The organism is Serratia sp. 121840015-1, from assembly GCF_053627655.1.
The window spans coordinates 77,158-99,475 of record NZ_JBSEYF010000002.1 but is presented as its reverse complement, the minus strand read 5'-3'; the positions used below and the strand labels follow the sequence as shown (position 1 = coordinate 99,475).

The 22,318-nt window shown below is 60.4% G+C and carries 26 protein-coding genes; 5 read left to right on the top strand and 21 right to left on the bottom strand.

Annotated elements, in window-relative coordinates:
- Positions 1-217: 217 nt before the first annotated feature.
- Positions 218-886, top strand: coding sequence for an OapA family protein (locus tag ACUXAC_RS13855; protein WP_187321948.1), 669 nt, complete (start codon positions 218-220; stop codon positions 884-886).
- A gap of 3 nt (positions 887-889) precedes the next feature.
- On the opposite strand, the gene ACUXAC_RS13850 is transcribed toward ACUXAC_RS13855, so the two are convergent.
- The 5 genes from ACUXAC_RS13850 to rpsF form a co-directional block, all read right to left on the bottom strand.
- Positions 890-1,243 carry a DUF488 domain-containing protein gene (locus ACUXAC_RS13850; protein ID WP_047569644.1) on the bottom strand — a complete coding sequence of 118 codons (354 nt, stop codon included), beginning with the start codon at positions 1,241-1,243 and terminating at the stop codon, positions 890-892.
- 111 nt (positions 1,244-1,354) lie between these two features.
- Positions 1,355-1,807, bottom strand: coding sequence for a 50S ribosomal protein L9 (gene rplI / locus ACUXAC_RS13845; protein WP_004933629.1), 453 nt, complete (start codon positions 1,805-1,807; stop codon positions 1,355-1,357).
- Between the two features lie 39 nt (positions 1,808-1,846).
- Positions 1,847-2,074 carry a 30S ribosomal protein S18 gene (rpsR, locus tag ACUXAC_RS13840; protein WP_000135199.1) on the bottom strand — a complete coding sequence of 76 codons (228 nt, stop codon included), beginning with the start codon at positions 2,072-2,074 and terminating at the stop codon, positions 1,847-1,849.
- A gap of 4 nt (positions 2,075-2,078) precedes the next feature.
- On the bottom strand, positions 2,079-2,396 hold the full coding sequence (gene priB, locus ACUXAC_RS13835) for a primosomal replication protein N (protein WP_049233092.1): 318 nt from the start codon (positions 2,394-2,396) through the stop codon (positions 2,079-2,081).
- Positions 2,397-2,404: 8 nt separating this feature from the next.
- Positions 2,405-2,803 (bottom strand): 30S ribosomal protein S6, encoded by a 399-nt coding sequence (rpsF, locus tag ACUXAC_RS13830; protein WP_004933634.1) that lies wholly within the window; start codon positions 2,801-2,803, stop codon positions 2,405-2,407.
- 236 nt (positions 2,804-3,039) lie between these two features.
- On the opposite strand from rpsF, the gene ACUXAC_RS13825 reads away from it, so the two are divergent.
- Both ACUXAC_RS13825 and ACUXAC_RS13820 read left to right on the top strand, forming a co-directional pair.
- Positions 3,040-3,261: a hypothetical protein gene (locus ACUXAC_RS13825; protein ID WP_126179771.1), complete on the top strand. Its 222-nt coding sequence runs from the start codon at positions 3,040-3,042 to the stop codon at positions 3,259-3,261.
- Positions 3,258-3,524 (top strand): YdgH/BhsA/McbA family protein, encoded by a 267-nt coding sequence (locus ACUXAC_RS13820; RefSeq protein ID WP_060421907.1) that lies wholly within the window; start codon positions 3,258-3,260, stop codon positions 3,522-3,524. Before ACUXAC_RS13825 ends, ACUXAC_RS13820 begins: the two co-directional genes overlap by 4 nt.
- A 96-nt stretch (positions 3,525-3,620) precedes the next feature.
- Here ACUXAC_RS13820 and ACUXAC_RS13815 read toward each other — a convergent pair whose 3' ends face one another.
- Positions 3,621-3,983 carry a hypothetical protein gene (locus tag ACUXAC_RS13815; RefSeq protein ID WP_060440892.1) on the bottom strand — a complete coding sequence of 121 codons (363 nt, stop codon included), beginning with the start codon at positions 3,981-3,983 and terminating at the stop codon, positions 3,621-3,623.
- Positions 3,984-4,106: 123 nt separating this feature from the next.
- Positions 4,107-4,859 (bottom strand): esterase, encoded by a 753-nt coding sequence (yjfP, locus tag ACUXAC_RS13810; protein WP_159318870.1) that lies wholly within the window; start codon positions 4,857-4,859, stop codon positions 4,107-4,109.
- A 127-nt stretch (positions 4,860-4,986) separates the two neighbouring features.
- On the opposite strand from yjfP, the gene bsmA reads away from it, so the two are divergent.
- Positions 4,987-5,295 (top strand): biofilm peroxide resistance protein BsmA, encoded by a 309-nt coding sequence (gene bsmA / locus ACUXAC_RS13805; protein ID WP_038879199.1) that lies wholly within the window; start codon positions 4,987-4,989, stop codon positions 5,293-5,295.
- A gap of 122 nt (positions 5,296-5,417) precedes the next feature.
- Positions 5,418-5,693, top strand: coding sequence for a YdgH/BhsA/McbA family protein (locus ACUXAC_RS13800; RefSeq protein WP_033638652.1), 276 nt, complete (start codon positions 5,418-5,420; stop codon positions 5,691-5,693).
- On the opposite strand, the gene ACUXAC_RS13795 is transcribed toward ACUXAC_RS13800, so the two are convergent.
- The 14 genes from ACUXAC_RS13795 to amiB form a co-directional block, all read right to left on the bottom strand.
- Positions 5,690-6,088 carry a DUF350 domain-containing protein gene (locus ACUXAC_RS13795; protein WP_015376394.1) on the bottom strand — a complete coding sequence of 133 codons (399 nt, stop codon included), beginning with the start codon at positions 6,086-6,088 and terminating at the stop codon, positions 5,690-5,692. The two genes, ACUXAC_RS13800 and ACUXAC_RS13795, sit on opposite strands and share 4 nt — an antisense overlap.
- A gap of 66 nt (positions 6,089-6,154) precedes the next feature.
- On the bottom strand, positions 6,155-7,783 hold the full coding sequence (locus tag ACUXAC_RS13790; RefSeq protein WP_454266724.1) for an isovaleryl-CoA dehydrogenase: 1,629 nt from the start codon (positions 7,781-7,783) through the stop codon (positions 6,155-6,157).
- 116 nt (positions 7,784-7,899) lie between these two features.
- Positions 7,900-8,631, bottom strand: coding sequence for a 23S rRNA (guanosine(2251)-2'-O)-methyltransferase RlmB (rlmB, locus tag ACUXAC_RS13785; RefSeq protein WP_038879203.1), 732 nt, complete (start codon positions 8,629-8,631; stop codon positions 7,900-7,902).
- Positions 8,632-8,692: 61 nt separating this feature from the next.
- Positions 8,693-11,167, bottom strand: a complete 2,475-nt coding sequence (rnr, locus tag ACUXAC_RS13780; RefSeq protein ID WP_060421893.1) for a ribonuclease R — start codon at positions 11,165-11,167, stop codon at positions 8,693-8,695.
- A 59-nt stretch (positions 11,168-11,226) separates the two neighbouring features.
- Positions 11,227-11,652, bottom strand: coding sequence for a nitric oxide-sensing transcriptional repressor NsrR (nsrR, locus tag ACUXAC_RS13775; protein ID WP_015376391.1), 426 nt, complete (start codon positions 11,650-11,652; stop codon positions 11,227-11,229).
- A gap of 233 nt (positions 11,653-11,885) precedes the next feature.
- Positions 11,886-13,184 carry an adenylosuccinate synthase gene (locus tag ACUXAC_RS13770; protein ID WP_033648701.1) on the bottom strand — a complete coding sequence of 433 codons (1,299 nt, stop codon included), beginning with the start codon at positions 13,182-13,184 and terminating at the stop codon, positions 11,886-11,888.
- 98 nt (positions 13,185-13,282) lie between these two features.
- On the bottom strand, positions 13,283-13,483 hold the full coding sequence (locus ACUXAC_RS13765; protein ID WP_004933666.1) for a DUF2065 domain-containing protein: 201 nt from the start codon (positions 13,481-13,483) through the stop codon (positions 13,283-13,285).
- A gap of 63 nt (positions 13,484-13,546) precedes the next feature.
- On the bottom strand, positions 13,547-14,551 hold the full coding sequence (hflC, locus tag ACUXAC_RS13760; RefSeq protein ID WP_004933669.1) for a protease modulator HflC: 1,005 nt from the start codon (positions 14,549-14,551) through the stop codon (positions 13,547-13,549).
- Positions 14,552-14,554: 3 nt separating this feature from the next.
- On the bottom strand, positions 14,555-15,805 hold the full coding sequence (gene hflK / locus ACUXAC_RS13755; protein WP_038879209.1) for an FtsH protease activity modulator HflK: 1,251 nt from the start codon (positions 15,803-15,805) through the stop codon (positions 14,555-14,557).
- 68 nt (positions 15,806-15,873) lie between these two features.
- Positions 15,874-17,154: a ribosome rescue GTPase HflX gene (hflX, locus tag ACUXAC_RS13750; RefSeq protein WP_004933675.1), complete on the bottom strand. Its 1,281-nt coding sequence runs from the start codon at positions 17,152-17,154 to the stop codon at positions 15,874-15,876.
- A 98-nt stretch (positions 17,155-17,252) separates the two neighbouring features.
- A complete protein-coding gene (hfq, locus tag ACUXAC_RS13745) occupies positions 17,253-17,561 on the bottom strand; it encodes an RNA chaperone Hfq (protein WP_004933678.1) in 309 nt (102 codons plus the stop codon).
- Between the two features lie 114 nt (positions 17,562-17,675).
- A complete protein-coding gene (gene miaA / locus ACUXAC_RS13740; RefSeq protein WP_060421891.1) occupies positions 17,676-18,617 on the bottom strand; it encodes a tRNA (adenosine(37)-N6)-dimethylallyltransferase MiaA in 942 nt (313 codons plus the stop codon).
- Entirely contained in the window at positions 18,610-20,493 is a 1,884-nt protein-coding gene (gene mutL, locus ACUXAC_RS13735; protein ID WP_454266723.1) for a DNA mismatch repair endonuclease MutL, read from the bottom strand. Before mutL ends, miaA begins: the two co-directional genes overlap by 8 nt.
- A gap of 22 nt (positions 20,494-20,515) precedes the next feature.
- The gene (gene amiB, locus ACUXAC_RS13730) at positions 20,516-22,312 is read right to left on the bottom strand and encodes an N-acetylmuramoyl-L-alanine amidase AmiB (RefSeq protein WP_454266722.1); all 1,797 of its coding nucleotides are present in this window, start codon (positions 22,310-22,312) and stop codon (positions 20,516-20,518) included.
- Positions 22,313-22,318: the final 6 nt, after the last annotated feature.

The window sequence follows — 22,318 nt, the reverse complement described above, 5'->3', positions numbered from 1 at the left end:
TCAATGCCGGGTAAAATCTTGTGTGGAGAATGATGACTTTTGTCGTAGAAAAAGAAACAATAACCTTCTGTTAACGCCCGCAGCCGCAAACCGCGGCTCTGCCGCTCAGCTGCCTTTCGCTTCAATCAGTTAGCGGACTATACTGAAAGCAGGATATCGGGCAGGCGAGGCGCTTGCCGCGCCGCGCTAATTACTACGCCGTCGAAGAGAGGTCACCATGGGCAGAATCGCGCCCAGGAGAAGGAAAACCACCCGCATCTACCAGCCGCTGCTGCGCACCTGGCTGAATGTCAGCCAGCGCCTGAAACCGGGCGCCGCACCCACGTCTGAAGGCGCGGAACCGCCATCGGAGCCACCGCCGGCCAACGACAAAATGCAGCAGGTCAAAGCGCTGCTGGCCAAAGTCTGGCATCTGCCGGACGGTTTCCATTGGATGGAGCCACTGCCCTACTTCCACCGCCGCTGGGTGCTGATCTTCGGCATCATCCTGCTGCTGGCCCTGCTGTGGCCGTACTCGCCCGAAAGACAGCCGTTCCCGGTTTCCCAGCAGGAAACCAGCGTGCCGCTGCAGGCCGATCTGCAAAACGGCGGCACCACGTCTACCAACGAACCAACGCCGGCGGGCAACTGGCAGCGTTATCAGATCCAGCCCGGCCAGACCCTGGCCCAGCTGTTTCGCGACAACAATCTGCCGGTGAATGAAGTGTTCGCCATGGCGCAGGTGGAAGGCGGCGACAAGCCGCTGAGCAACATGAAAGCCGGCCAGGAAGTGCGCATCGAACGCGACGCCAACGGCGTGATTAACGCGCTGTCGGTTACCACGGTGGACAACAGCCAGGCGCTGTTCCGCCGCCAGGCCGACGGCAGCTACCGCCGGGAACGCTAATCCCTACAGCTGCGCCAGCAAAAACTCGCGCAGCACCACGCCCTGGTTGTGCTCGGTATCTTTGCTGCCATACAGCAGCGTCAGCGTTTGCCCCTGCCGTAACAGCGCCACCAGCGGCTGCCAGGCGTCGTTGGCCGCCAGCTGTTGGCGGTAACGCGCCTCGAAGACCGCCCACTGGTCGGTATGCTGATGGAACCACTTGCGCAGTTCGTCATCCGGCGCCACCTGTTTCAGCCACTGCACGCCCGTCAGCCGCGCCTTGCTGATGCCGCGCGGCCATAGCCTGTCTATCAGATAACAGTGTTCCGGCGCCGGCGCGCTGAAATCATAAACCCGCTGTAGCGTAATCTTTGCCATCGCACGCTCTCCTTTTCATCCCGTCTTCAAGCGTAGCGCGTTTTGCCGGGCGCAGAAAAGCAAAACGCCAGCGCGAGGCTGGCGTTTTAACCGGGTTAACAGCAGCGTAAATTACGCTTCTGCAACCACAACTACATTCAGCTGTGCGAACACGTCGCTGTGTACCTGGAAGTGCACTTCGTGCTCACCAGTGGTACGCAGAACGCCGTTCGGCAGACGAACTTCGCTCTTGGCAACTTCAACGCCTGCCGCAGTCACTGCGTCAGCGATGTCGCGGGTGCCGATAGAGCCGAACAGTTTACCTTCGTCGCCAGATTTGGAAGCGATGGTGACTGAACCCAGTTCGTTGATCTTGGTTGCGCGAGCTTCAGCAGCAGCCAGAACGTCAGCCAGTTTGGCTTCCAGTTCAGCACGGCGTGCTTCGAAGAACTCAACGTTTTTCTTGGTAGCAGGAACAGCTTTGCCCTGTGGTACCAGGAAGTTACGAGCGTAGCCCGCTTTAACGTTAACTTGATCACCCAGGCTGCCCAGGTTTGCTACTTTATCAAGCAGAATAACTTGCATTACCTTATCCTCTCAAAGTCGTTAATGGACAGTGGCCGATTACTGATGACGATCAGTGTACGGCAACAAAGACAGGTAGCGCGCGCGCTTGATAGCACGGGCCAGCTGGCGCTGATATTTTGCACGAGTACCGGTGATACGGCTCGGTACAATTTTACCACTTTCGGTGATGTAGTTTTTCAGCGTAGCGATGTCTTTATAGTCAATCTCTTGAACGCCTTCCGCGGTGAAACGGCAGAACTTGCGACGACGGAAATAACGTGCCATTTGGCTAGTCTCCAGAATCTATCAATTCAATCTGCTCGGCATGCAGAACCAATTTGCTCAGCCCGTTGCGCCCTTGATGGCAGCTTACAAAGCCTTGCACGGTAATCTGACTGCCGACCGTTAATCTTTGAGTTAGTGCTTGTGACTGTTGTCCGCTGACAACCACGGGCATTCGGCACCATGCTTGTCTGCTGAATCCGGCTTCCATCTGCTGCGAACGGTGCTCTAGCACAAATTGGCAGTGCGGTATCCCGGAAGGACTCACTTTTCGAACCGGCGCCTTGCACACAGTGCCCGACAAAACCAGACGATTAGCCGTCACGGCGGCAATTACTCTTCAGAATCCCCAGCATCTGCATCATCTGCGGTTTCGTTAGCGAAGTCTTCGCGGCGATCGCCACGACGTTCGTCTTTCGCTTTAACCATCGGAGATGCTTCAGTTACCGCGTGCTTAACGCGCATAACCATGCTGCGGATAACGGCGTCGTTGAAGCGGAAGTTAGTTTCCAGCTCATCGATCGCTTCCTGCGGCGCTTCAACGTTCAGCAGAACGTAGTGAGCCTTGTGCAGTTTGTTGATCGGATAAGCCAGCTGACGGCGGCCCCAGTCTTCCAGACGGTGAATCTGACCTTGCGCGTTAGTGATGGTAGCACTGTAACGCTCGATCATGCCCGGAACCTGTTCGCTTTGGTCAGGATGGACCATAAAAACGATTTCGTAATGACGCATCGAATTGCTCCTTACGGATTATTCAGCCTCCTGTCAGGGTCAACCGCGGCCCATGGAAGCAAGGAACGTGTTTAGTGTGCGGCTGAAAAATGACGCGTAATCATACTGACGCAGGGCGGGAAACTCAAGGACTGCGTGGGTTTTATTCGCGTTAATGCGAGGCGCTATGGGAAATAGCACAATTTGCTCGTGGGAGAACCTATGTACGCCGATCCATCGGTTTCAAAAATCTTTCAATGAAATCAGCGCTGAGTCACAAATCTATTTCACTTTTTTTGAAAGAGGTCATCAAAAGCCCCCGCTTTTTAATCCGCCGCAACGGACTAAAATTAACCATATCCGCCGCAGACAGCGCGACGAAAAAGATTTCAGGTTATTCAATGCAGATAAATGACTTTTTGCCGCAGCGACATTCGCTGTCAGGCCGTAACGGCAAAGGGTTAAGAGAGGCACTATGAAACGCATCATGCTCGCAACGGCGCTGGCCGCCCTGTTTTCCGCCAACCTAATGGCCGCAACGGAGATCACCTCGCACCAGGCCGATCAACGCCAGAGCGTCGGCTTCGTCACCCTGAACCAGAACGTGGTTTCGCCGGATGACGCCAGCAGCCAGGTCAGCAAAATCGCCGATCAACGCGGCGCAAGTTCTTATCGCATCATCGCCCTGCACGAACCGGGCGACAACAGCACGATGCACGTCAGCGCTGAGCTGTACCGCTAAAAACGCACGCCACGCCAGGGAAATCCCCAGGGCTTCATCAGAAAGCCCGTTCAGTCCGCACCGGAGCGCCGCCCGTTGGGCGCTCCGCTTCCCTCATCACAGCTTGAGCAGCGCCGGCATGCTGAACGCCTTGCCCGGATTATGCAATTGCAGCGCCATCTGCAGATAATTTGTCCGCGTTTGCAACAGCTCGGCGCTACCCGTCAGGGTCGCCCGCTGTTCGAACGAGAGCGTATCGGCCGCTGCGGTGTGAGTGGCTGCCGCTTTCGGCGCGGAGGCGAACAACGCCGTCATGTTTTGCACCGTCTGCGCCGTGATGCGCGACAGCGGATTCGCCTGGTTTTGCCGCGCCTTGCCGTCGGCGGCCCCCAACATCTCACTGAAGGCCGCTGAGTTAAGCTCGGCGCGCGCTTTCATCGTTCCCATTAAACCGGCCGTACTGCCGATGCTTTTTATCATGCCCTCTGCTCCTTGCTGCCCTGAAAGAATTCACGCTGACATTCTCCCCTTCATTCGGCCAAACGATGGCCGAAACAGCAGGCACAGAGCGGTGCAATTCCTGGCATCGCGCCCGGCGGAGCATTACAGTTCGCGGCGGAAGAAGTCGGCCGTGGCGGACAGCGCCAGCGGCGTGATGCGGTGCTTCACCCCCGGTTCGATGAGCGACGTCAAACGGCCGTCCGCGCCTTGCTGCCGCAGTTCAGCCGCCAAACGCAGGCTGTCCGCCGCCGGCACCACGTCGTCCGTCTCGCCGTGCCACAGCAGCAGCGGCCGCCCGGCGATCGCCGCCAAACGCCCTTCCAGCTCATACTCCGCCAGCACGGCCGTGCGCGCCGCAAACGCTGGCGGCGAGAGCGCCTCGCCCTCTTCGCCCAACGGCGGATACAGCGTTTGCGCCAGCGCACGGTAATAGCCGGAACCCATCAGGCTGGCGGCCGCCCGGATCCACGGGAAGCGCGCGAAGGCGCCAAGCGCGGTCATGCCCCCCATAGAGGCACCGGCGACGCCGATACGCCCGTCGGCAATCAGGCCGAGCCGCTCGAAATGCGCCTTGATCTGCGGCAGCTCGTCGATATTGCTGCGCAGGATCTCCCAAAACGTGGCCAGACGCCGCGCCTCATCGCCGTCGAACCGCTCGCCGTGCCGATCGGCATCCGGCAATATCACCCGAAAACCGGCGCGCGCCAGCGCATAGGCGAAGTAGGCGTACACCTCTTTCGACGAGGTATAGCCATGACAGAAGAACACCGTCGGCAAGGGCCGCTGATAGTGCCCTGCGGGGACGGCATGGATCACCGCAACATCGCCCGCCCGCTCGTCATGAATTTCGATCATCCGTTCATCCTCAACTCACCTGTTGGCATTCATCATGACAAACTTGCGCCAGCCAGCGTTAGCTCAATCTGTTCCAGCTTATATTGCGTTACACTGAAGCCATCGTACCGGCTCTTTCGAGGTCACCATGACGCTTGTCCGCACACTCATCGCCCTGACGCTGGCCGCACAGCTTTCCGCCTGCGGCATCATGACCACCACGCCGAAACCGCCGCCACCGCCCACCGCACAGGCGCAGGAGATCGTCCGCGCACAGACCGCCGAGCTGGTGAAGATAGGTACCGTCACCGCCGTGGTGCGCGGCAGCCCGATGGACGTGGAAGCGGAGATCCAGCGCAAGGCCACCGCCGCCGGCGCCCGGTATTACGTGATCATCATGAACAGCGAAACCATCGTGCCGGGCCAATGGTATTCCCAGGCGATCCTGTATCGGTAAGGCGGGGATTTTTTAAGCAGATTTACACTGGCTTTGCACAGGCTGAAGTAGGGTATTGCACACTGTCGGACAGCATGCCGCATGTTGCGGGTGCGATTCAGGATCTGACGAAGGGGAACGCCATGAAACGCTCCACCGCACTCACCTCCCTCCTGCTTTCAGTAGGGCTGCTCAGCACCGGCGCACAGTCCGCCGAGCTGGCGCCCGCCGATCGCGTGACGCCGCTCAGTGAAATCGCCGAGATCACCTTTAACGATCTGCCCGGTTCACCGCAGGAGGCGGAGCAGGCCATCGCTCGCACCGCCGGCCAACACGGCGCCAGCTATTACCGCATCCTGCGGATGGAAGAACAGGCGCACCCGCTTGGCTGGCGCGCCTCGGCCATCTTATACCTTTAGTAGCTCATGCAAGCCGCATTCAACACGCCGCCGCTGACGGAGACGCCCCCCAGGAAAATCCCGGCGGCCAGGTGGTTCGCTTCGATCTTGTCGCTGATGCGTGGCATGTAGATCTTCACGGCCGCGAACAGCAGCAGTTGCACCACCAGCGCCACTACGCCCCACAGCAGGTAATCCAGCAGGCTGATCGAGTTGATCGCCGCGCTGGCCAACGGGATCACATATCCCAGGCAAGCGCCGATGAAAGCAAAGGCGGCGGATTGATTATCGGCCTTGATCAGCGCCCATTCATCGTGAGGAGTGATGCGGGTATAGACGAACAGAAACACCAAAATCATGGCGAAACCGCTGAAGAAATAAGAGGCGAACGCCGCCAACGCGCTGAGAATATCCATGTGCATTTTCCTGTCAGAGTGAGGCTGAATTAAAAAGGTTTTCGCCGCCGCGCGCCACCCTTTTCCCTAACCGCCGATAGCGCGGTTGAGCAGCAGTTCGCACACCTCGGCCGACAGCAGGCTCTCGCCGCGGTGATCCAGCGTCAGGTGGCACCAGGCGTCGGCTATCTGCGGGCTGGCATGCTGCAGCAGCTGCGCGGCACAGCACAGGTCGAACAGCTGCTGGGTCAGCAGCCGCCCCATCTCTTCATGCGGTTGCCGGGCACGCTGCTGCCACTGCCGCCAGGCGTGATCGAACAAGCGATTCTGGCCGCGCACCGGCTGCAGCTCGAACTGCAGCATTTCGAGCGCGCCCGGCAGCTTGTGCAGGCTGCGCAACACGTCCAGACACATGATGTTGCCGGAACCTTCCCAGATGCTGTTGACCGGCATCTCGCGATACAAGCGTGGCAGCTCGCTCTCTTCGCAGTAGCCGATACCGCCCAGCACCTCCATCGCCTCGGCGATGAACGGCATGCCCTGGCGACAGATGCTGTATTTGGCCGCCGGGGTCAGCAGGCGGCTGTAGATCAGTTCGCCCTCATTGCTGCGGCTTTCCCAGGCGCGGGCCAGCCGGAACAGCAACGCGGTATGCCCTTCCAGCCGCAGCGCCATGCGCGCCAAAACCTGGCGCATCAGCGGTTGTTCGATCAAGAGCTTGCCGAACGCCTGCCGCTGCAGCGCATGATACAGCGCCACCGACAGCCCGCGGCGCATCAGGCCGTGGCTGCCAAGCGAGCAGTCGAAACGGGTCAGGCCGCCCATCTTCAGGATATGCCGCACGCCGTCACCCTCATCCCCCAACAGCCAGGCGGTGGCGTCCTGAAACTCCACTTCGCTGCTGGCGTTGGAGCGGTTACCCAGCTTGTCTTTCAATCGCTCCAGGCGAATGGCGTTGCGGCTGCCGTCCGGCAAAATGCGCGGCAGGAAGAAACAGGACAACCCGCCTTCGGCCTGCGCCAGCACCAGGTGCGCATCGCTCTGCGGCACCGAGAAGAACCACTTGTGCCCCACCAGCCGGTAGGCTTCACCCGGCCCGCGCGCGCCGAGCGGCGCGGCGGTAGTGGTATTGCTCAAAACGTCGGAACCGCCCTGCTTCTCCGTCATGCCCATGCCGATCAGCAGGCCGCGCTTTTGCCCGCCCGGCAGTAGGTGAGCGTCATAACGATCCGACAGCAGCGGCGTCAGCCAGGAGCGAAACTCGACCGGCAACGCCTGCAGCAACAGCGGCGTAGCGCCGAAGGTCATGGTCACCGGGCACAGCGTACCGGCCTCAACCTGTGCATGCAGCATAAAGCGCGCGGCGCGCGCCACGAAGGAACCGATGCGCGCATCCTCCTGCCAGGGCAGGTTGTGCACCCGGTTGGCGATCAGCCCCTGCATCAGGATATGCCAGGCGGGATGAAAGCGAACGTCGTCCAGCCGCTGGCCAGTGGCGTCGTAGCGCAGCAGCTCCGGCGGGTTGGCGTTGGCCAGGCGGCCCAGCTCCAGCGACTCCTGGGTGCCAAGCTGCTGGCCCAGCGAAGCCAATACCTCGGCGTCCCAGCCGCCCTGCTCGCGCTGCAACGCTTCGCGCAGCGGCGTATCGGAGAGAAACAGGTTGCTGTTGCCCAGCGGCTTGGGTTGGTTAAAAACGGTGTGCGTAGTCCAGACCATGAGAGTGCTCCCTGAGAAAAGCGTCAGGAGTAAGTATGGTCGGCGCAGAGATTTCTGCCGAAGGCGGGATCACAAGAGGGGGAATTAACGGGGGCTCAGGGCCCCCGTCAGGAGGATCAGCCGCGCTGACGCACCGCTTCGAACAGGCAAATGCCGGTGGCGACCGACACGTTCAGCGAAGAGACGGTACCGGCCATCGGGATACTGATCAGCTCGTCGCAGTGTTCGCGGGTCAGACGACGCATGCCTTCGCCTTCCGCGCCCATCACCAGCGCCATCGGGCCGGTCATTTTGCTCTGATACAGCGTATGGTCGGCTTCGCCGGCGGTACCCACCACCCAGACGTTCATTTCCTGCAGCAGGCGCAGCGTGCGCGCCAGGTTGGTCACGCGGATCAGCGGCACGCTCTCGGCGGCGCCGCAGGCCACTTTCTTGGCGGTGGCGTTCAGTTGGGCAGAACGGTCGCGCGGCACGATCACCGCGTGCACGCCGGCAGCGTCGGCGCTGCGCAGGCAGGCGCCGAGGTTATGCGGGTCGGTCACGCCGTCCAGCACCAGCAGGAATGGCGTTTCCACGCTCTCCAACAGGCCTGGCAGATCGTTTTCCTGATACTGACGCCCTTCGCGCACCCGGGCAATGATCCCCTGGTGTACCGCGCCTTCAACCTTGTCATCCAGCCACTGGCGGCTCGCCACCTGGATCACGATGCCGGTCGCTTCCAGCTCGGCGATCAGCGGTTGCAGGCGGCGATCTTCGCGGCCTTTCAGGATAAACACTTCCAGGAAGCGTTGCGGATCGCGCTCTAACAGGGCTTTGACGGCGTGAATGCCGTAAATAATTTCGCTCATGATGCTCTTTTAAATTCGTGCGGCCGGCGATAACCGGCCGATGGTAACGATGTGCGGCAGGTTAAGCCTGCTCGGCACCTTTCTTCTTGGCTGCGCGTTTGGCTTTGGTCGCCGCCGCGATTTTCCGCGTTTTGTCGGACGCTTTCTTGGCTTTCTTCTTCGCCTTCTTCACGTTGTCCGCGGGCTTGGCGTCATCCTGCTTGCGGAAGGCGCTGTCCGGCTCGAAGTTGGCCGGCGGTTTGCCGCCGCGGCGCTTGCCGCGCCCCGCGCTACCGCTGTCGCGCAGCGTGCGCTGGCCGCCCTTCTTGGCGCGATCGCGCTCGGTTTTGCCTTCACCGCGCGCTTTGCGGGTGCTGGACACCAGCGCGAAGTCGATCTTGCGCTCGTCCATATGCACCGCGTCCACGCGGATCTCCACCGTATCCCCCAGGCGATAGACCGTGCCGGAAGACTCGCCGATCAGGCGCTGGCCGATATTATCGTAGCGATAGTAATCATTATCCAGCGTTGATACGTGCACCAGCCCGTCGATGAACAGATCGTTCAGGCGCACGAAGAAGCCGAAGCCGGTCACGCTGGAGATGATGCCGCTGAACACTTCACCGACGTGATCCTGCATGAAGTCGCACTTCAGCCAGTCGGCGACGTTGCGCGTCGCTTCGTCCGCGCGGCGCTCGGTCATCGAGCAGTGTTCGCCCAGCTGCAGCATCTCTTCGAATTCGCTGTGCCAGCCGCCGGTCGGCGTCCAGCGCTCTTTCGGCTCGCCGTGTTCTTTGGCCAGCTGATATTTGATCGCGCGGTGCAGCGCCAGATCCGGATAACGGCGGATCGGCGAGGTGAAGTGGCCGTAAGACGCCAGCGCCAGGCCGAAGTGGCCGCGGTTTTCCGGATCGTAAATCGCCTGCTTCATCGAACGCAGCAACATGGTTTGCAGCATTTCGTGGTCAGGGCGCTCGGACACTTCATCCATCAGCACCGCATAGTCCTTCGGCTGCGGCTTGTTGCCGCCGCCCAGCGTCAGCCCCAGCTCGCTCAGCACGCTGCGCAGCGCGGAGATGTGGTCGTCGCTCGGACGATCGTGCACACGGTACAGCGCCGGCTCGTTGCGTTTCTCGACGAAGCGCGCGGCCGCTACGTTGGCCATGATCATGCACTCTTCGATCAGCTTGTGGGCGTCGTTGCGCACCGTCGGCTCCACGCGCTCGATGCGGCGTTCGGCGTTAAAGATGAACTTGGCTTCTTCGGTTTCAAACGCGATACCGCCGCGCTCGGCGCGCGCCTTATCCAGCACCTTATACATCGCGTGCAGCTCTTCCAGGTGCTTGACCAGCGGATGGTAGTGCTCGCGCAGCTCCTGATCGCCCTGCAGAATGTGCCACACCTTGTTATAGGTCAGGCGAGCGTGCGAGCTCATCACCGCTTCGTAGAACTTGGCCGTGGACAGGCGCCCCTGGGCGGAGATGGTCATCTCGCACACCATGCACAGGCGATCGACCTGTGGGTTCAGGGAGCACAGCCCGTTGGACAGCACTTCCGGCAGCATCGGGATCACCTGCGACGGGAAGTACACCGAGTTGCCGCGGCTGCGCGCTTCATCGTCCAGCGCGGTGCGCGGGCGCACATAGTAACTGACGTCGGCGATCGCGACCCACAGGCGCCAGCCGCCGCCGCGTTTTTTCTCGCAGTACACGGCGTCATCGAAGTCGCGTGCGTCTTCACCGTCGATGGTGACCAACGGCAGCTTGCGCAGATCGACGCGGCCCTTCTTGGCCGCTTCCGGCACCTGCTCACTGAGATCGGCCACCTGCTTTTCCACCTGCGGCGGCCAGGTATGCGGGATCTCATGGGTGCGCAGCGCGATGTCCACCGCCATGCTGGTGCCCATCTTGTCGCCGAGGATCTCGACGATCTTGCCGACCGCCTTGGTGCGGCGGGTCGGACGCTGCGTCAGCTCCACCACCACCATAAAGCCCATGCGCGCGCCGCTGACGCTGTCCGCCGGGATCAGAATATCGAAGCTCAGACGGCTGTCGTCCGGCACCACGAAACCGGTACCGGCATCCATGAAGAAGCGGCCGACGATCTGGCTGGTTTTCGGCACCAGCACGCGCACGATGCGCGCTTCGCGGCGCCCTTTGCGATCCGCGCCCAAGGCCTGCGCCAGCACCACGTCACCGTGGATCGCCATTTTCATCTGTTCAGCAGACAGGTACAGATCGTCTTTGCTGCCTTCCACGCGCAGGAAGCCGTAGCCGTCGCGGTGGCCGATCACCGTGCCGCGCAGCAGATCCAGACGTTCCGGCAGCGCGTAGCACTGGCGGCGGGTAAACACCAGCTGGCCATCGCGCTCCATGGCGCGCAGGCGGCGGCGCAGCGCTTCCAGCTGCTCTTCACCGCTGAGGCCCAGTTCGTTGCCCAGTTCTTCGCGGCTGGCCGGCGTTTCACGTTTCGCCAAATGGGCCAGGATATATTCACGACTGGGGATGGGGGATTCGTATTTTTCTGCTTCTCGTTCCAGGAATGGATCTTGTGACATTGCGGTTCCTCCGTTGTCATCAGCAGGATGACGTTGAGCCTTGTCTTCTCAACGTCGTTTTATTCGACAAGCAATAGCTTGTAGAGCGGCGGATTGTCTTCGACCATATCGGCCAACGTATGCTTATCCAGCTCTTCAAGGAAATTCTGTACGCCCTGTTGGAGCACCTGCTTCAGTCGGCAGGCAGGGGTGATGTGGCAAAACTCGCTGCTGCAGTTAACCAGCGCAAGCGGCTCCAGCGCCCGCACCACGTCGCCGAGGCGAATGCTCTCGGCCGGTTTGCCCAAACGGATGCCGCCATGCTTGCCGCGCACCGCCGTGACAAAACCGACCCGGCTCAACTGATTGATGATCTTCACCATATGGTTGCGAGACACGCCGTAAACCTCGGTCACTTCCGAGATACTGGTCATCTTGTCCTGCGGCAACGAGGCCATGTAGATCAACGCCCGCAGGCCATAATCAGTAAAACTTGTTAACTGCACATCTTACCTCTGGGTATCGTTTTACCCGTCTGATACGCCGCTTTTCGGCGCTATTCAAAAGATTACTCATTGGATAATAAACCAGCCGGAGAGTTCGTCGCTAATTATTTAGCGAATCCCGCGCCCTAAGGCGGGTTTATGAAAGGATTTTTTGACGTGAAACCGCAATCGGAGGGAGTCAGGATAAAAACAAACCGGGACGCGCCCGGTTTGTTTACTGCCGCAAAGCCTGATTATGCGTCGAACGGGTCGCGCAGGATCATGGTTTCGCTGCGATCCGGGCCGGTAGAGATGATATCTACCGGTACGCCGGTCACTTCTTCGATGCGCTTGATGTAGTTCAGCGCAGCCTGAGGCAGCTTGCTGTGCTCTTTCACGCCAAAGGTGGTTTCGCTCCAGCCCGGCATGGTTTCGTAGATAGGCTCGATACCTTCCCAGCCTTCAGCCGCCAGCGGAGTGGTATCCACTTCGCGGCCGTCCGGCATGCGGTAGCCCACGCAGATCTTCACTTCTTTCAGGCCGTCCAGGACATCCAGCTTGGTCAGGCAGAAGCCGGACAAGGAGTTGATCTGCACGGCGCGACGCACCGCTACCGCGTCCAGCCAGCCGGTACGACGACGACGGCCGGTGGTGGCGCCGAACTCGTTACCCTGCTTGCACAGGTACTCGCCGGTTTCATCGAACAGTTCGGTTGGGAACGGGCCTGCACCCACGCGAGTGGAGTAGGCTTTCACGATGCCCAGCACGTAGTCCACATAACGCGGGCCGATGCCGGAACCGGTAGCCACGCCGCCGGCGGTGGTGTTGGAAGAGGTGACGTACGGGTAAGTACCGTGGTCGATATCCAGCAGGGTGCCCTGAGCGCCTTCGAACATGATCAGGTCGCCACGCTTGCGCGCGCCGTCCAGCAGTTCGGAAACGTCAACCACCATGGCGGTCAGGATGTCGGCGATAGACAGCACGTAGTCCAGCGTCGCCTGATAATCGACGGCTTCAACTTTGTAGTAGTTGACCAGCTGGAAGTTGTGGTAATCGACGATCTCTTTGAGCTTAACGGCGAAGGTTTCTTTGTTGAACAGGTCGCTGACGCGCAGGCCGCGCCGAGCCACTTTATCTTCGTAAGCCGGGCCGATGCCGCGACCGGTGGTACCGATCGCTTTCGCGCCGCGCGCTTTCTCACGCGCGTTGTCCAACGCGACGTGGTAAGGCAGGATCAGCGGGCAAGCTTCAGAGAGTAACAGACGTTCGCGTACCGGGATGCCACGCGCTTCGAGTTCACCCATTTCTTTCATCAATGCGTCCGGCGCCAGAACAACACCGTTGCCGATGATGCTGGTGACGTTTTCACGCAGAATACCTGAAGGAATTAAATGAAGGACGGTTTTTTCACCGTTGATTACCAGAGTGTGGCCAGCGTTATGGCCACCTTGGTAGCGCACAACATATTGAGCCCGTTCAGTCAGCAGGTCTACAACCTTGCCTTTACCTTCGTCACCCCATTGGGTGCCCAGTACGACGACGTTCTTACCCATTTTTCAAAATCACCGATTGCTTAAAAATGGATTCTACCACCGTAATTTTCGATTTTCAGCACTTTTAGCATACGATTGCATAAATTTTGGGCTAGACTTTAAAGACCCGTGCGGCCGCTCAACATGTAGTAGATCACGCAGCCCGCAACCACTATTCCGCCGCCAAATCGCCGCAGCGTCGCGTCCGGCAGTTGCGACATCGCCACAATCATTTTGCGCCAGGCCTGCGGAAACAGCATCGGCCCTAATCCTTCCAGCACCAGAACCAGCCCGAGCGCCAGCCAAATCGTTGAGTTCATGCATCCCCCAAAAACGAGAAAGGGCCCGCGTAAACGGGCCCTCGATCAGATTGCCTGCCGCGCTTACTTGCGCAGGGTATCAGGCGACTTCATGTAGCGGAAGAAATCGCTGTCCGGGCTCAGTACCAGCACGTCCTGGTTGTCCTTGAAGCTGGCTTCATAGGCACGCAGGCTGCGGATAAAGGCATAGAAGTCCGGATCCTGGCTGAACGCGTTGGCGAAAAGCTTGGCCGCTTCGGCATCGCCTTCACCGCGGGTGATACGCGCCTGACGCTCGGCTTCCGCCAGGGTACGGGTCACTTCGTAGTCCGCGCTGGCGCGCAGCTTCTCGGCTTCTTCCTGGCCCTGCGAGCGCAGACGACGGGCTACCGCTTCACGCTCGGCGCGCATACGCTGGTAGATGGCGTCGGACACTTCCGCCGGCAGGTTGATCTGCTTGATACGCACGTCGATCACTTCGATGCCCAGCGCCGCCATGCTGTTCGGGTTCACCTGCGGCTGTTTGCCGGTGGTTTCCCGCTCAACGCGCGCCGCCGCAGAGGCGATAGCGTCATCGGCTTCGGTGGTCGCCACTTCTTCGCCGTCACCCACGGTGCCGGTGTTCAGCGCGTCACGCACGTCGGACATCAGCTTGCCGCGCGAGTCGGTCACGATGTCTTTCACGTCCAGGCGGCCGATTTCGGAACGCAGACGGTCGCTGAACTTACGCTTCAGCAGCACTTCGGCCTGGGAGACGTCGCCGCCGCCGGTCGCCAGATAGTAACGGCTGAAGTCGCTGATGCGCCACTTCAGATAGGAGTCGACGATCAGGTCTTTCTTCTCGCTGGTCACGAAACGATCGGCCTGGTTATCCATAGTCTGGATACGCGCATCCAGGTTCTTCACGGTCTCGATGAACGGGATCTTGAGGTGCAGACCCGGCGCATACACCAGCGGCTTGTTTTCGCCGTCGCGCAGAACCTTGCCGAAGCGCAGCACGATGCCGCGCTGGCCTTCCTGCACCACGAACAGCGAAGCGTACAGCACCACCAGCACCGCGAGGACAATAACTACAAAAGACTTACGCATTGATTACTCTCTCCCTACGCGAGTGGTGTCGTCACGCTGCGCATTCGCCCGGCGCTGATCCATAATCGAACCGCCGCTGGTACGCGGAGTGCTGCTGTTGGCAGCCGGCGCAGGATTCGGATTGAGGCGAATCAGGCTGGTATCCTTGTTGCCGCTCTCCGGCGCCGCGCCTTGACCGCGCAGCATCTGATCCAGCGGCAGCACCATCAGGTTGTTGCCTTTGTCGCTCACCAACACCTTACGGGTATGGCCCAGCACTTTTTCCATGGTTTCGATATACAGACGCTCGCGGGTGATCTGCGGAGCGGACTTGTATTCCGGCAACAGCTTGGCAAAGCGCGCCACCTCACCCTGCGCTTCCAGGATGGTACGGTCTTTATAAGCCTTGGAATCTTCCAGCAGACGCTGCGCCTGGCCGTTCGCACGCGGCTGAACTTCGTTGGCGTAAGCTTCCGCCTCACGGATGTATTGCTGCTCGTTCTCACGCGCGGCGATCGCATCGTCGAACGACGCCTTCACCTCTTCCGGCGGACGCGCCGCCTGGAAGTTGACGTCCAGCAGCGTGATGCCCATGTTGTAAGGACGAATGGTCTCTTCCAGCATGCGCTGCGTATCGTTACGCACCACGGTACGGCCTTCGGTCAGGATGCGGTCCATCGAGTATTTGCCGATCACGCCGCGCAGGGCGCTGTCGGTCGCCTGGCTCAGGCTGTCGTCGGCATTGACGACGCTGAACAGGTACGCTTCCGGGTTGGTCACGCGGTACTGCACGTTCATTTCCACGCGCACCACGTTTTCATCGGAGGTCAGCATCACGCCGGACGCCGCCAGCTCGCGCACGGATTCCACGTTCACCGGACGCACGTCGTCGATGAAGGTCGGCTTCCAGTTCAGACCCGGCTGCACCAGGTGGCTGAACTTGCCGAAACGCGTCACGACGCCGCGCTCAGCTTCCTTGATGGTGTAGAAGCCGCTGGCGGCCCAGATCACCACCACGGCCACCGCCGCGATACCGATAATGCGGCCGCTGAAGCCCGGACCAGAGGTGCCGGTGCCGCCGCTATTGCTGTTGGAGCCTTTGCCCCCGCCAAAACCGCTCAATTTCTTGCTCAGTTTACGGAAGATATCGTCCAAATCAGGTGGCCCTTGATCACGACCGCCTTTGTTGTTACCGCCAGAGTTGCCGCCATTGTTATTGCTGCTCCCCCACGGGTCGCGGTCCTGTCCGTTATTACCGGGCTGATTCCACGCCATGTTTTAGCTCCATATTCTGTGATTGGGTACTTCAGGCTTTCGCGAAGCATAAATGTAACAGGATATGATCATACGATAAAGTCAATCAGGTCCTGTTCTTGCTTGCAGAGACGACGCCATTCGACGATCGGCATTCGCACCACCACGCCAATGCTGCCGTCCTCTTCGTTCCACTCTTTTTCAATCGCCTGAAGCTGGTAAAAACGGCTGCGAAGACGGCCTGCCCGTGGCGGTAAGCGCAATTCGTAATGCGCGATCTCCCCCGATAAGCGCTCCGTCAACGCCTGATACAGCAACGGAATACCCTCTCCGCTGGCGGCGGACAGCCACACCCGGATCGGCAGGTTTTCGTCGTTGCGGTCGATACGCGGCACAAAATCGTCCAGCATATCTATTTTGTTCATCACTAACAGTGTAGGGATTTCATCCGAGTCTATCTCCGCCAGCACGGTGTTCACCGCTTCGATGTTCTCATCGACGCGCGGATCTGCGGCATCGATGACGTGCAGCAGCAGAGATGCCTGGCGCGTTTCCTGCAGCGTCGCCTTGAAGGCGGCCACCAGATCGTGCGGCAGGTGCCGGATAAAGCCTACGGTATCCGCCAACACGGTATCCCCCACGTCCGGCACGTCAATGCGCCGCAACGTAGGATCCAGGGTGGCAAATAGCTGGTCCGCCGCATACACCTCGGCAGACGTTATTCGGTTAAACAGGGTGGATTTGCCGGCGTTGGTGTAGCCCACCAGCGATACGGTCGGCACATCGGCGCGGGTCCGCGCGCGTCGGCCTTGTTCACGCTGCTTTTCTACCCGCTCCAGGCGGCGCAGAATCAAGCTGATGCGATCGCGTAACAGGCGACGGTCGGTCTCAAGCTGGGTTTCCCCCGGCCCGCGCAGGCCAATCCCCCCTTTTTGCCGCTCCAGGTGCGTCCAGCCGCGTACCAGACGCGTGGCGATGTGACGCAACTGCGCCAGCTCCACCTGCAGCTTACCTTCATGGGTGCGGGCACGCTGGGCGAAGATGTCTAAAATCAGCCCGGTGCGATCGATCACCCGGCATTCGCACAGGCGCTCGAGGTTTCTTTCCTGCGCCGGGGAAAGGGAATGATCAAACAGGACAACAGACGCGCCGCTGGCTTTCACCGCATCTGCAATTTCTTCGGCCTTTCCTTCGCCGACAAAGTACTTCGGATGCGGGGCTTTGCGGCTACCAGTCACCACTTGCAAAGCTTCGACACCGGCTGAGGAAACCAACGATTCGAACTCGTTGAGGTCTTCCGTATCTTTGTCTTGCGAGAAATAGATATGAACCAGTACGGCCTGCTCACCGGCTTCATAACGGTCAAACAAGCGTGCAACCTCTCAAACGGACACTCACCGTGAGTTTGGGGGACATAAACAGCCCGCGGCTGCTTATGCTCCCCGTCATGGTTGACTTGCAACGCGCTTTATTCAGCGTCATCGCTTTCCTGCTGCGGCTGTTGCTGCGCAGACGGATTGTTGCCATGGTGATAGTTGCTTGAACCGCCGCTCGGGTTGTTGCTGTGATGCGAAACCGGACGTGACGGGACAACGGTAGAGATAGCGTGCTTGTACACCATCTGGCTAACCGTGTTCTTCAACAGGATGACAAACTGGTCAAAAGACTCAATCTGGCCTTGCAGCTTAATACCATTCACCAAATAAATAGAAACCGGAACACGTTCACGACGCAATGCGTTCAGGAACGGATCTTGCAAAGATTGCCCCTTAGCCATTCTATCTTTTCCTTATTTGCTTGTTGTTTGTAACTAAGAACCTGTCGGCTCTAAAATAAACGACGTAAAAAATTTGCGCGCTGAATACTCAGCAATTGTACACAATCACCCAACCTATGCACTAACAACCTGTGTCACCGAGTCCAAAGCCTCTCCCGGCTTTTCACTGTCCAACCAATGGACCGACTCCCAACCCCGTAACCAGGTCATCTGGCGTTTAGCCAACTGACGTGTTGCGCAAATACCACGATAAACCATCTCATCGTAACTAATTTCACCAGACAAGTATGACCACATCTGGCGGTAACCGACACAGCGAATGGAGGGCAAGTCCGTATGCAAATCACCCCGTGCGAAAAGTGCACGCGCTTCCGTCTCAAAACCCGCCGCCAACATTTGATGGTACCGCAGCTCGATGCGTTGATGGATCAACTCACGGCTGGTCGGCGCTATCGCAAATTGGTGAACTTGATACGGTAACGATTCACCCGAAATTTTAGTCAGTTCCGTTAAAGTTTTACCCGAAATAAAAAAAACTTCCAGTGCTCTGGACAGTCTCTGCGGATCATTCGGATGAATTCTCAATGCCGCGACCGGATCGATCGCCTGTAACTGACGGTGCAACGCCTCCCAACCCTGCTCCGCCGCTTGCCGTTCGATGCGCTCGCGCACCGCGGGATCGGCAGACGGCAGCGGCGACAATCCTTCCAACAACGCCTTGAAATACAACATGGTGCCGCCGACCAGCAGCGGAATGCGCCCGGCGGCGGTGATGTCGGCCATCTCCTTCAGCGCGTCGGCGCGAAACTCCGCGGCCGAGTAAGCTTCGGCGGGATCGCGAATATCGATCAGCCGATGCGGCGCCTGCGCCAATTCTTCAGCGCTCGGCTTGGCGGTGCCGATATCCATGCCGCGATAAATCAGCGCGGAATCGACGCTGATCAGTTCCACCGGCAGGCGTTCGCGCAGCGCGATCGCCAGCGCGGTCTTGCCCGAGGCGGTCGGCCCCATGATGAAAATAGCCGGGGGACGTGGTGTCATTTCAGTTTCAGTCATGCTTGAGGGCCGCCAGTGCGGCCTGTAAATCAACGGGTTGTAAAAGTCCGCTCGGTGGCGATTTGACCAGCTGCGGGCAAAGTCGTTCAACGTCGGTCAGCAATTGTATCGCTTGCGAGGTGTTCCACTGTTCATGTTCGCTGCCAAGGCGGCGAGCGAGCCAGGTGGCCAGCACCGCGGACGACATCTCCTGATGTTCGGCCAGATAGCCTAACAGTTCGGGTATCAGTTTTTGTAAATTTTGTTGGCGTAATGGTAAAGGCACTGCGCGCAGCGTCACACGGCCGTGATCCGCCTGCAGATCCAGCCCCATCATCGTCAGCAGCGCCTGATGCCGCGCGATGGCCGCCACTTCGCGCTTGTCCAACGTCAGCTTGACTGGGATCAGCAGCGGCTGCGGCCGCAGCCCTTCCGTCGGCGGGTTGAGCTGCGCCTGGCGCAGCCAGCGCTCGGCCACCGTCAGATTGAGCAACGCCGGCTGCTGGCGCTGTTCAATCAACGCGTAGCACGGCGGGTGGATCATCAGCACCCGGCCAAAACTGTGCTGGCCGCTCGCCAACGGCGTTTCCGCTGCGGCTTTCGCCGGCGGGAACAGCGGCGGCTTGCTCGAAACTTCCGACGCCGCATCGGCCTGCGGCTCGGCGGCGGGCTGCATCAGTTTACCGTACAGCTCGCCTTCGCGTTTCTGGTAACTGCCCGCCGTTTGCCAACCCGGCTGCGGTGCGCGCTCGCGGGCGACGCCGGCCGGTAGCGGCGTTTCGCGACGCGGCGCAGGCTGAGAAAAATGATTGCCGCCGGCGGCGACGCGGTTTTCCGGCTGCCAGACCGGCGCAGACGCTTCGTCAGGCGTTTCCGCCAGCGGCAGCGGCGGCGTCTGACCGGCCTGCTGCAGCACGGTGGTTACCGCCTGGTAGATAAAATCGTGCACCAGCCGCGCCTGATGGAAACGCACCTCGTGCTTGGCGGGATGAACGTTGACGTCCACCTGGTGCGGATCGACCTCCAGATACAGCACGTAAGCGGGCTGCTGATCGTCTTTCAGCTGATCCTGATAGGCCTGACGAATGGCGTGGTTGATCAAGCGATCGCGCATCATGCGGCAGTTGACGTAGCAGTACTGCATTTCACCCAGCTGGCGCGCCCCGGCCGGATCCGCCACCCAACCGCGGATGCTCAGATCGCCGTGCTGCCAGTCGATGTTCAGCGCATGCTGCAAAAATGCCGGGCCGCAGATGCTGCCCAAACGGCGCTCGTGCTGGCTCTCTTCTTTCGCCGCCCGGTATTGACGGATCAGTTTGCCGTTGTGGCTGAGGTTGATCGCCACATCGAAACGCGCCAGCGCGATGCGCCGCACCACTTCGTCGATATGGCCGAATTCGGTTTTCTCGGTGCGCATGAACTTACGGCGCGCCGGGGTGTTGTAAAACAGATCCAGCACTTCCAGCGTGCTGCCGACCGGGTGCGCGGCAGGTTTGACCGTCACCGCCTGCTCGCGCCCTTCGGCATAGGCTTGCCACGCCTCGCTCTGCTCGGCGGTGCGCGACGTCAGGGTCAAACGGGAAACCGAGCTGATACTGGCCAGCGCTTCGCCGCGAAAACCGAGGCTGACGATCGCCTCCAGGTCGTCGAGCGTGCTGATTTTACTGGTGGCGTGCCGCGCCAGCGCCAGTGCCAGATCGTCCTTGCCAATGCCGCAGCCGTTGTCGCGAATGCGGATAAGCTTGGCGCCGCCGCGTTCAATGTCGATATCGATGCGCGTCGCGCCGGCGTCCAGGCTATTTTCCACCAGCTCCTTGACGACCGACGCGGGGCGTTCAACCACCTCTCCGGCGGCGATCTGGTTGGCGAGCTGTGGCGGTAACACCTGGATAGGCATGCTGACTCCTGTAGCGATGGCGCTAGGCCTGCGGAATGGTCAGCGTCCGATCCAGCGGCGCGACGTCCGACTTCAGATTATTGACCCGTTTCAGATCGCCGACGCTGACCCCATAGCGAGAAGCGATGGAGGAGAGCGTATCCCCGCGGGCCACTTTATGTTTAGACGGCTTCTTGGCCGGCGTTTTCGCCTTGGCGACGGTGGTGACGGCGGCGGTTTTCCCCGCCGGCACCTTCAGGCGTTGCCCGACCCACACGTCGTCTTTTTTCAGTTTGTTCAGATCCCGCAGCGCCGCCATGGTGGTGCCGTAGCTGTCGGCGATGCCGGACAGCGTTTCCGCCCGCTTCACCACGTGGATCTGGGTCTTGCCGCTTACGCTGCGGCTCGCGCCGGCCGAGCTAACGATAGGCTCTGGCTGGCGCACGTCTGGTGTTGAGGTGTTAACCGCCGCTGCGACGTCCAGCGGTCGGTTTTCCACCTTTGGGTCGGCTTGCAGCGGATGCGCCAGGAAGTAGCTGCGCAGGCCGTTATGAATGGCCTTGGCAATCTTCTCCTGATACGCGCTACTGCCCAGCAGCCGCTCCTCCGTGCTATTACTGATAAATCCGGTTTCCACCAGCAGCGAGGGAATATCCGGTGAGCGCAGCACGCCCAGGCTGGCATGTTCCGGCCGGCGTTTGTGCAGCGATCCGACGCTCTGCAGCTGCTGCAGCACTTTCACCGCCACGTCATACCCGACGCGCTGCGAGTGGCCGAACTGCAGATCCAGCACCGCCTGGCTCAGGTAAGGGTCTGCCTGGCTGTTGGCCAGCAGATCGCCGGCGCCGCCGAGCAGTTCGGATTGTTTCTCATGCTGTTCGAGCCAGCCGGCCATTTCGCTGTTGGCGCGGCGATTGGACAGCACCCAAACGGAGGCCCCGCTGGCGCTGCGGTTTGGCGCTGCGTCGGCGTGGATGGAGACCAGCACGTTGGCGCCCTGTTTGCGCGCAACGTCGGAGCGCCCCATCACCGAGATGAAGTAGTCGCCGGTACGCGTCAGCACCGGTTTGAACTGCGGATCGGCGTCCAGCATCGCCTGCAGGCGGCGCGCAATGGCGATGGTGACATTCTTTTCTTTCAGCCCGCTCGGGCCAATGGCGCCCGGATCCTGGCCGCCGTGGCCAGCGTCGATCGCCACCACCACCCGATCGCCGGAACCGGCGGAAACGCGGCTGCTGCGCGGCGTGACTTCGGTGGCGGTGCCTGCGACGACGGTCTGTTTATTGGTAAAGGGATTCGATCCCGTCGGCGCTTTGCGCAGCGGCGGCTCCGGCGCTTCACGCACCGCGACCGGCGCCTGACGCGGCGGTGGGTTGACCGCAACCGGCACAGGCGTTTGCACCGGTGCCTTGCGCGCCACCGTATTGGCACTGCCTTCGGCCGTAATGGTGAACACCACGGTATGCACGCTGCCGTTCTGGCGGGTGGAGACGCGGGTTTTGGCGCGCTGGGTCAGATCAAACACCAGGCGCACGCTCTGAGCGTCTTTCGGCGCGCTGGAGCGAATGCTTTTCACCAGGTTTTGGCCGCTGAAATTGAGCGGCAGGCCGCCGACCTTGCCCTTCTGGTTAACGTCCAGCACCACGCGATCCGGGCCGTGCAGCGGGAAAAACGCGTAGTCCGGCGGGCCATTGAAGCTCACCGACACCGTCGCTTCACGCTGGGCGTTGGACACTTTGATATCGGACAGCGAAGACGCCGCCAGCGCGTTCAGCGCGCCGAGTGGCCCCAGCACGGCGATCAGCATGATGACCGCAAATTTTTTCAACACGTGCGTCATTGCGGC

Bases quoted from the DNA above. Each gene is read 5' to 3' on its own strand.
- ACUXAC_RS13855 (WP_187321948.1), top strand. From the start codon at position 218: ATGGGCAGAATCGCGCCCAGGAGAAGGAAAACCACCCGCATCTACCAG.
- ACUXAC_RS13850 (WP_047569644.1), bottom strand. From the start codon at position 1,243: ATGGCAAAGATTACGCTACAGCGGGTTTATGATTTCAGCGCGCCGGCG.
- rplI (WP_004933629.1), bottom strand. From the start codon at position 1,807: ATGCAAGTTATTCTGCTTGATAAAGTAGCAAACCTGGGCAGCCTGGGT.
- rpsR (WP_000135199.1), bottom strand. From the start codon at position 2,074: ATGGCACGTTATTTCCGTCGTCGCAAGTTCTGCCGTTTCACCGCGGAA.
- rpsF (WP_004933634.1), bottom strand. From the start codon at position 2,803: ATGCGTCATTACGAAATCGTTTTTATGGTCCATCCTGACCAAAGCGAA.
- ACUXAC_RS13825 (WP_126179771.1), top strand. From the start codon at position 3,040: ATGAAATCAGCGCTGAGTCACAAATCTATTTCACTTTTTTTGAAAGAG.
- ACUXAC_RS13820 (WP_060421907.1), top strand. From the start codon at position 3,258: ATGAAACGCATCATGCTCGCAACGGCGCTGGCCGCCCTGTTTTCCGCC.
- ACUXAC_RS13815 (WP_060440892.1), bottom strand. From the start codon at position 3,983: ATGATAAAAAGCATCGGCAGTACGGCCGGTTTAATGGGAACGATGAAA.
- yjfP (WP_159318870.1), bottom strand. From the start codon at position 4,859: ATGATCGAAATTCATGACGAGCGGGCGGGCGATGTTGCGGTGATCCAT.
- bsmA (WP_038879199.1), top strand. From the start codon at position 4,987: ATGACGCTTGTCCGCACACTCATCGCCCTGACGCTGGCCGCACAGCTT.
- ACUXAC_RS13800 (WP_033638652.1), top strand. From the start codon at position 5,418: ATGAAACGCTCCACCGCACTCACCTCCCTCCTGCTTTCAGTAGGGCTG.
- ACUXAC_RS13795 (WP_015376394.1), bottom strand. From the start codon at position 6,088: ATGGATATTCTCAGCGCGTTGGCGGCGTTCGCCTCTTATTTCTTCAGC.
- ACUXAC_RS13790 (WP_454266724.1), bottom strand. From the start codon at position 7,783: ATGGTCTGGACTACGCACACCGTTTTTAACCAACCCAAGCCGCTGGGC.
- rlmB (WP_038879203.1), bottom strand. From the start codon at position 8,631: ATGAGCGAAATTATTTACGGCATTCACGCCGTCAAAGCCCTGTTAGAG.
- rnr (WP_060421893.1), bottom strand. From the start codon at position 11,167: ATGTCACAAGATCCATTCCTGGAACGAGAAGCAGAAAAATACGAATCC.
- ACUXAC_RS13770 (WP_033648701.1), bottom strand. From the start codon at position 13,184: ATGGGTAAGAACGTCGTCGTACTGGGCACCCAATGGGGTGACGAAGGT.
- ACUXAC_RS13765 (WP_004933666.1), bottom strand. From the start codon at position 13,483: ATGAACTCAACGATTTGGCTGGCGCTCGGGCTGGTTCTGGTGCTGGAA.
- hflC (WP_004933669.1), bottom strand. From the start codon at position 14,551: ATGCGTAAGTCTTTTGTAGTTATTGTCCTCGCGGTGCTGGTGGTGCTG.
- hflK (WP_038879209.1), bottom strand. From the start codon at position 15,805: ATGGCGTGGAATCAGCCCGGTAATAACGGACAGGACCGCGACCCGTGG.
- hfq (WP_004933678.1), bottom strand. From the start codon at position 17,561: ATGGCTAAGGGGCAATCTTTGCAAGATCCGTTCCTGAACGCATTGCGT.
- miaA (WP_060421891.1), bottom strand. From the start codon at position 18,617: ATGACTGAAACTGAAATGACACCACGTCCCCCGGCTATTTTCATCATG.
- mutL (WP_454266723.1), bottom strand. From the start codon at position 20,493: ATGCCTATCCAGGTGTTACCGCCACAGCTCGCCAACCAGATCGCCGCC.
- amiB (WP_454266722.1), bottom strand. From the start codon at position 22,312: ATGACGCACGTGTTGAAAAAATTTGCGGTCATCATGCTGATCGCCGTG.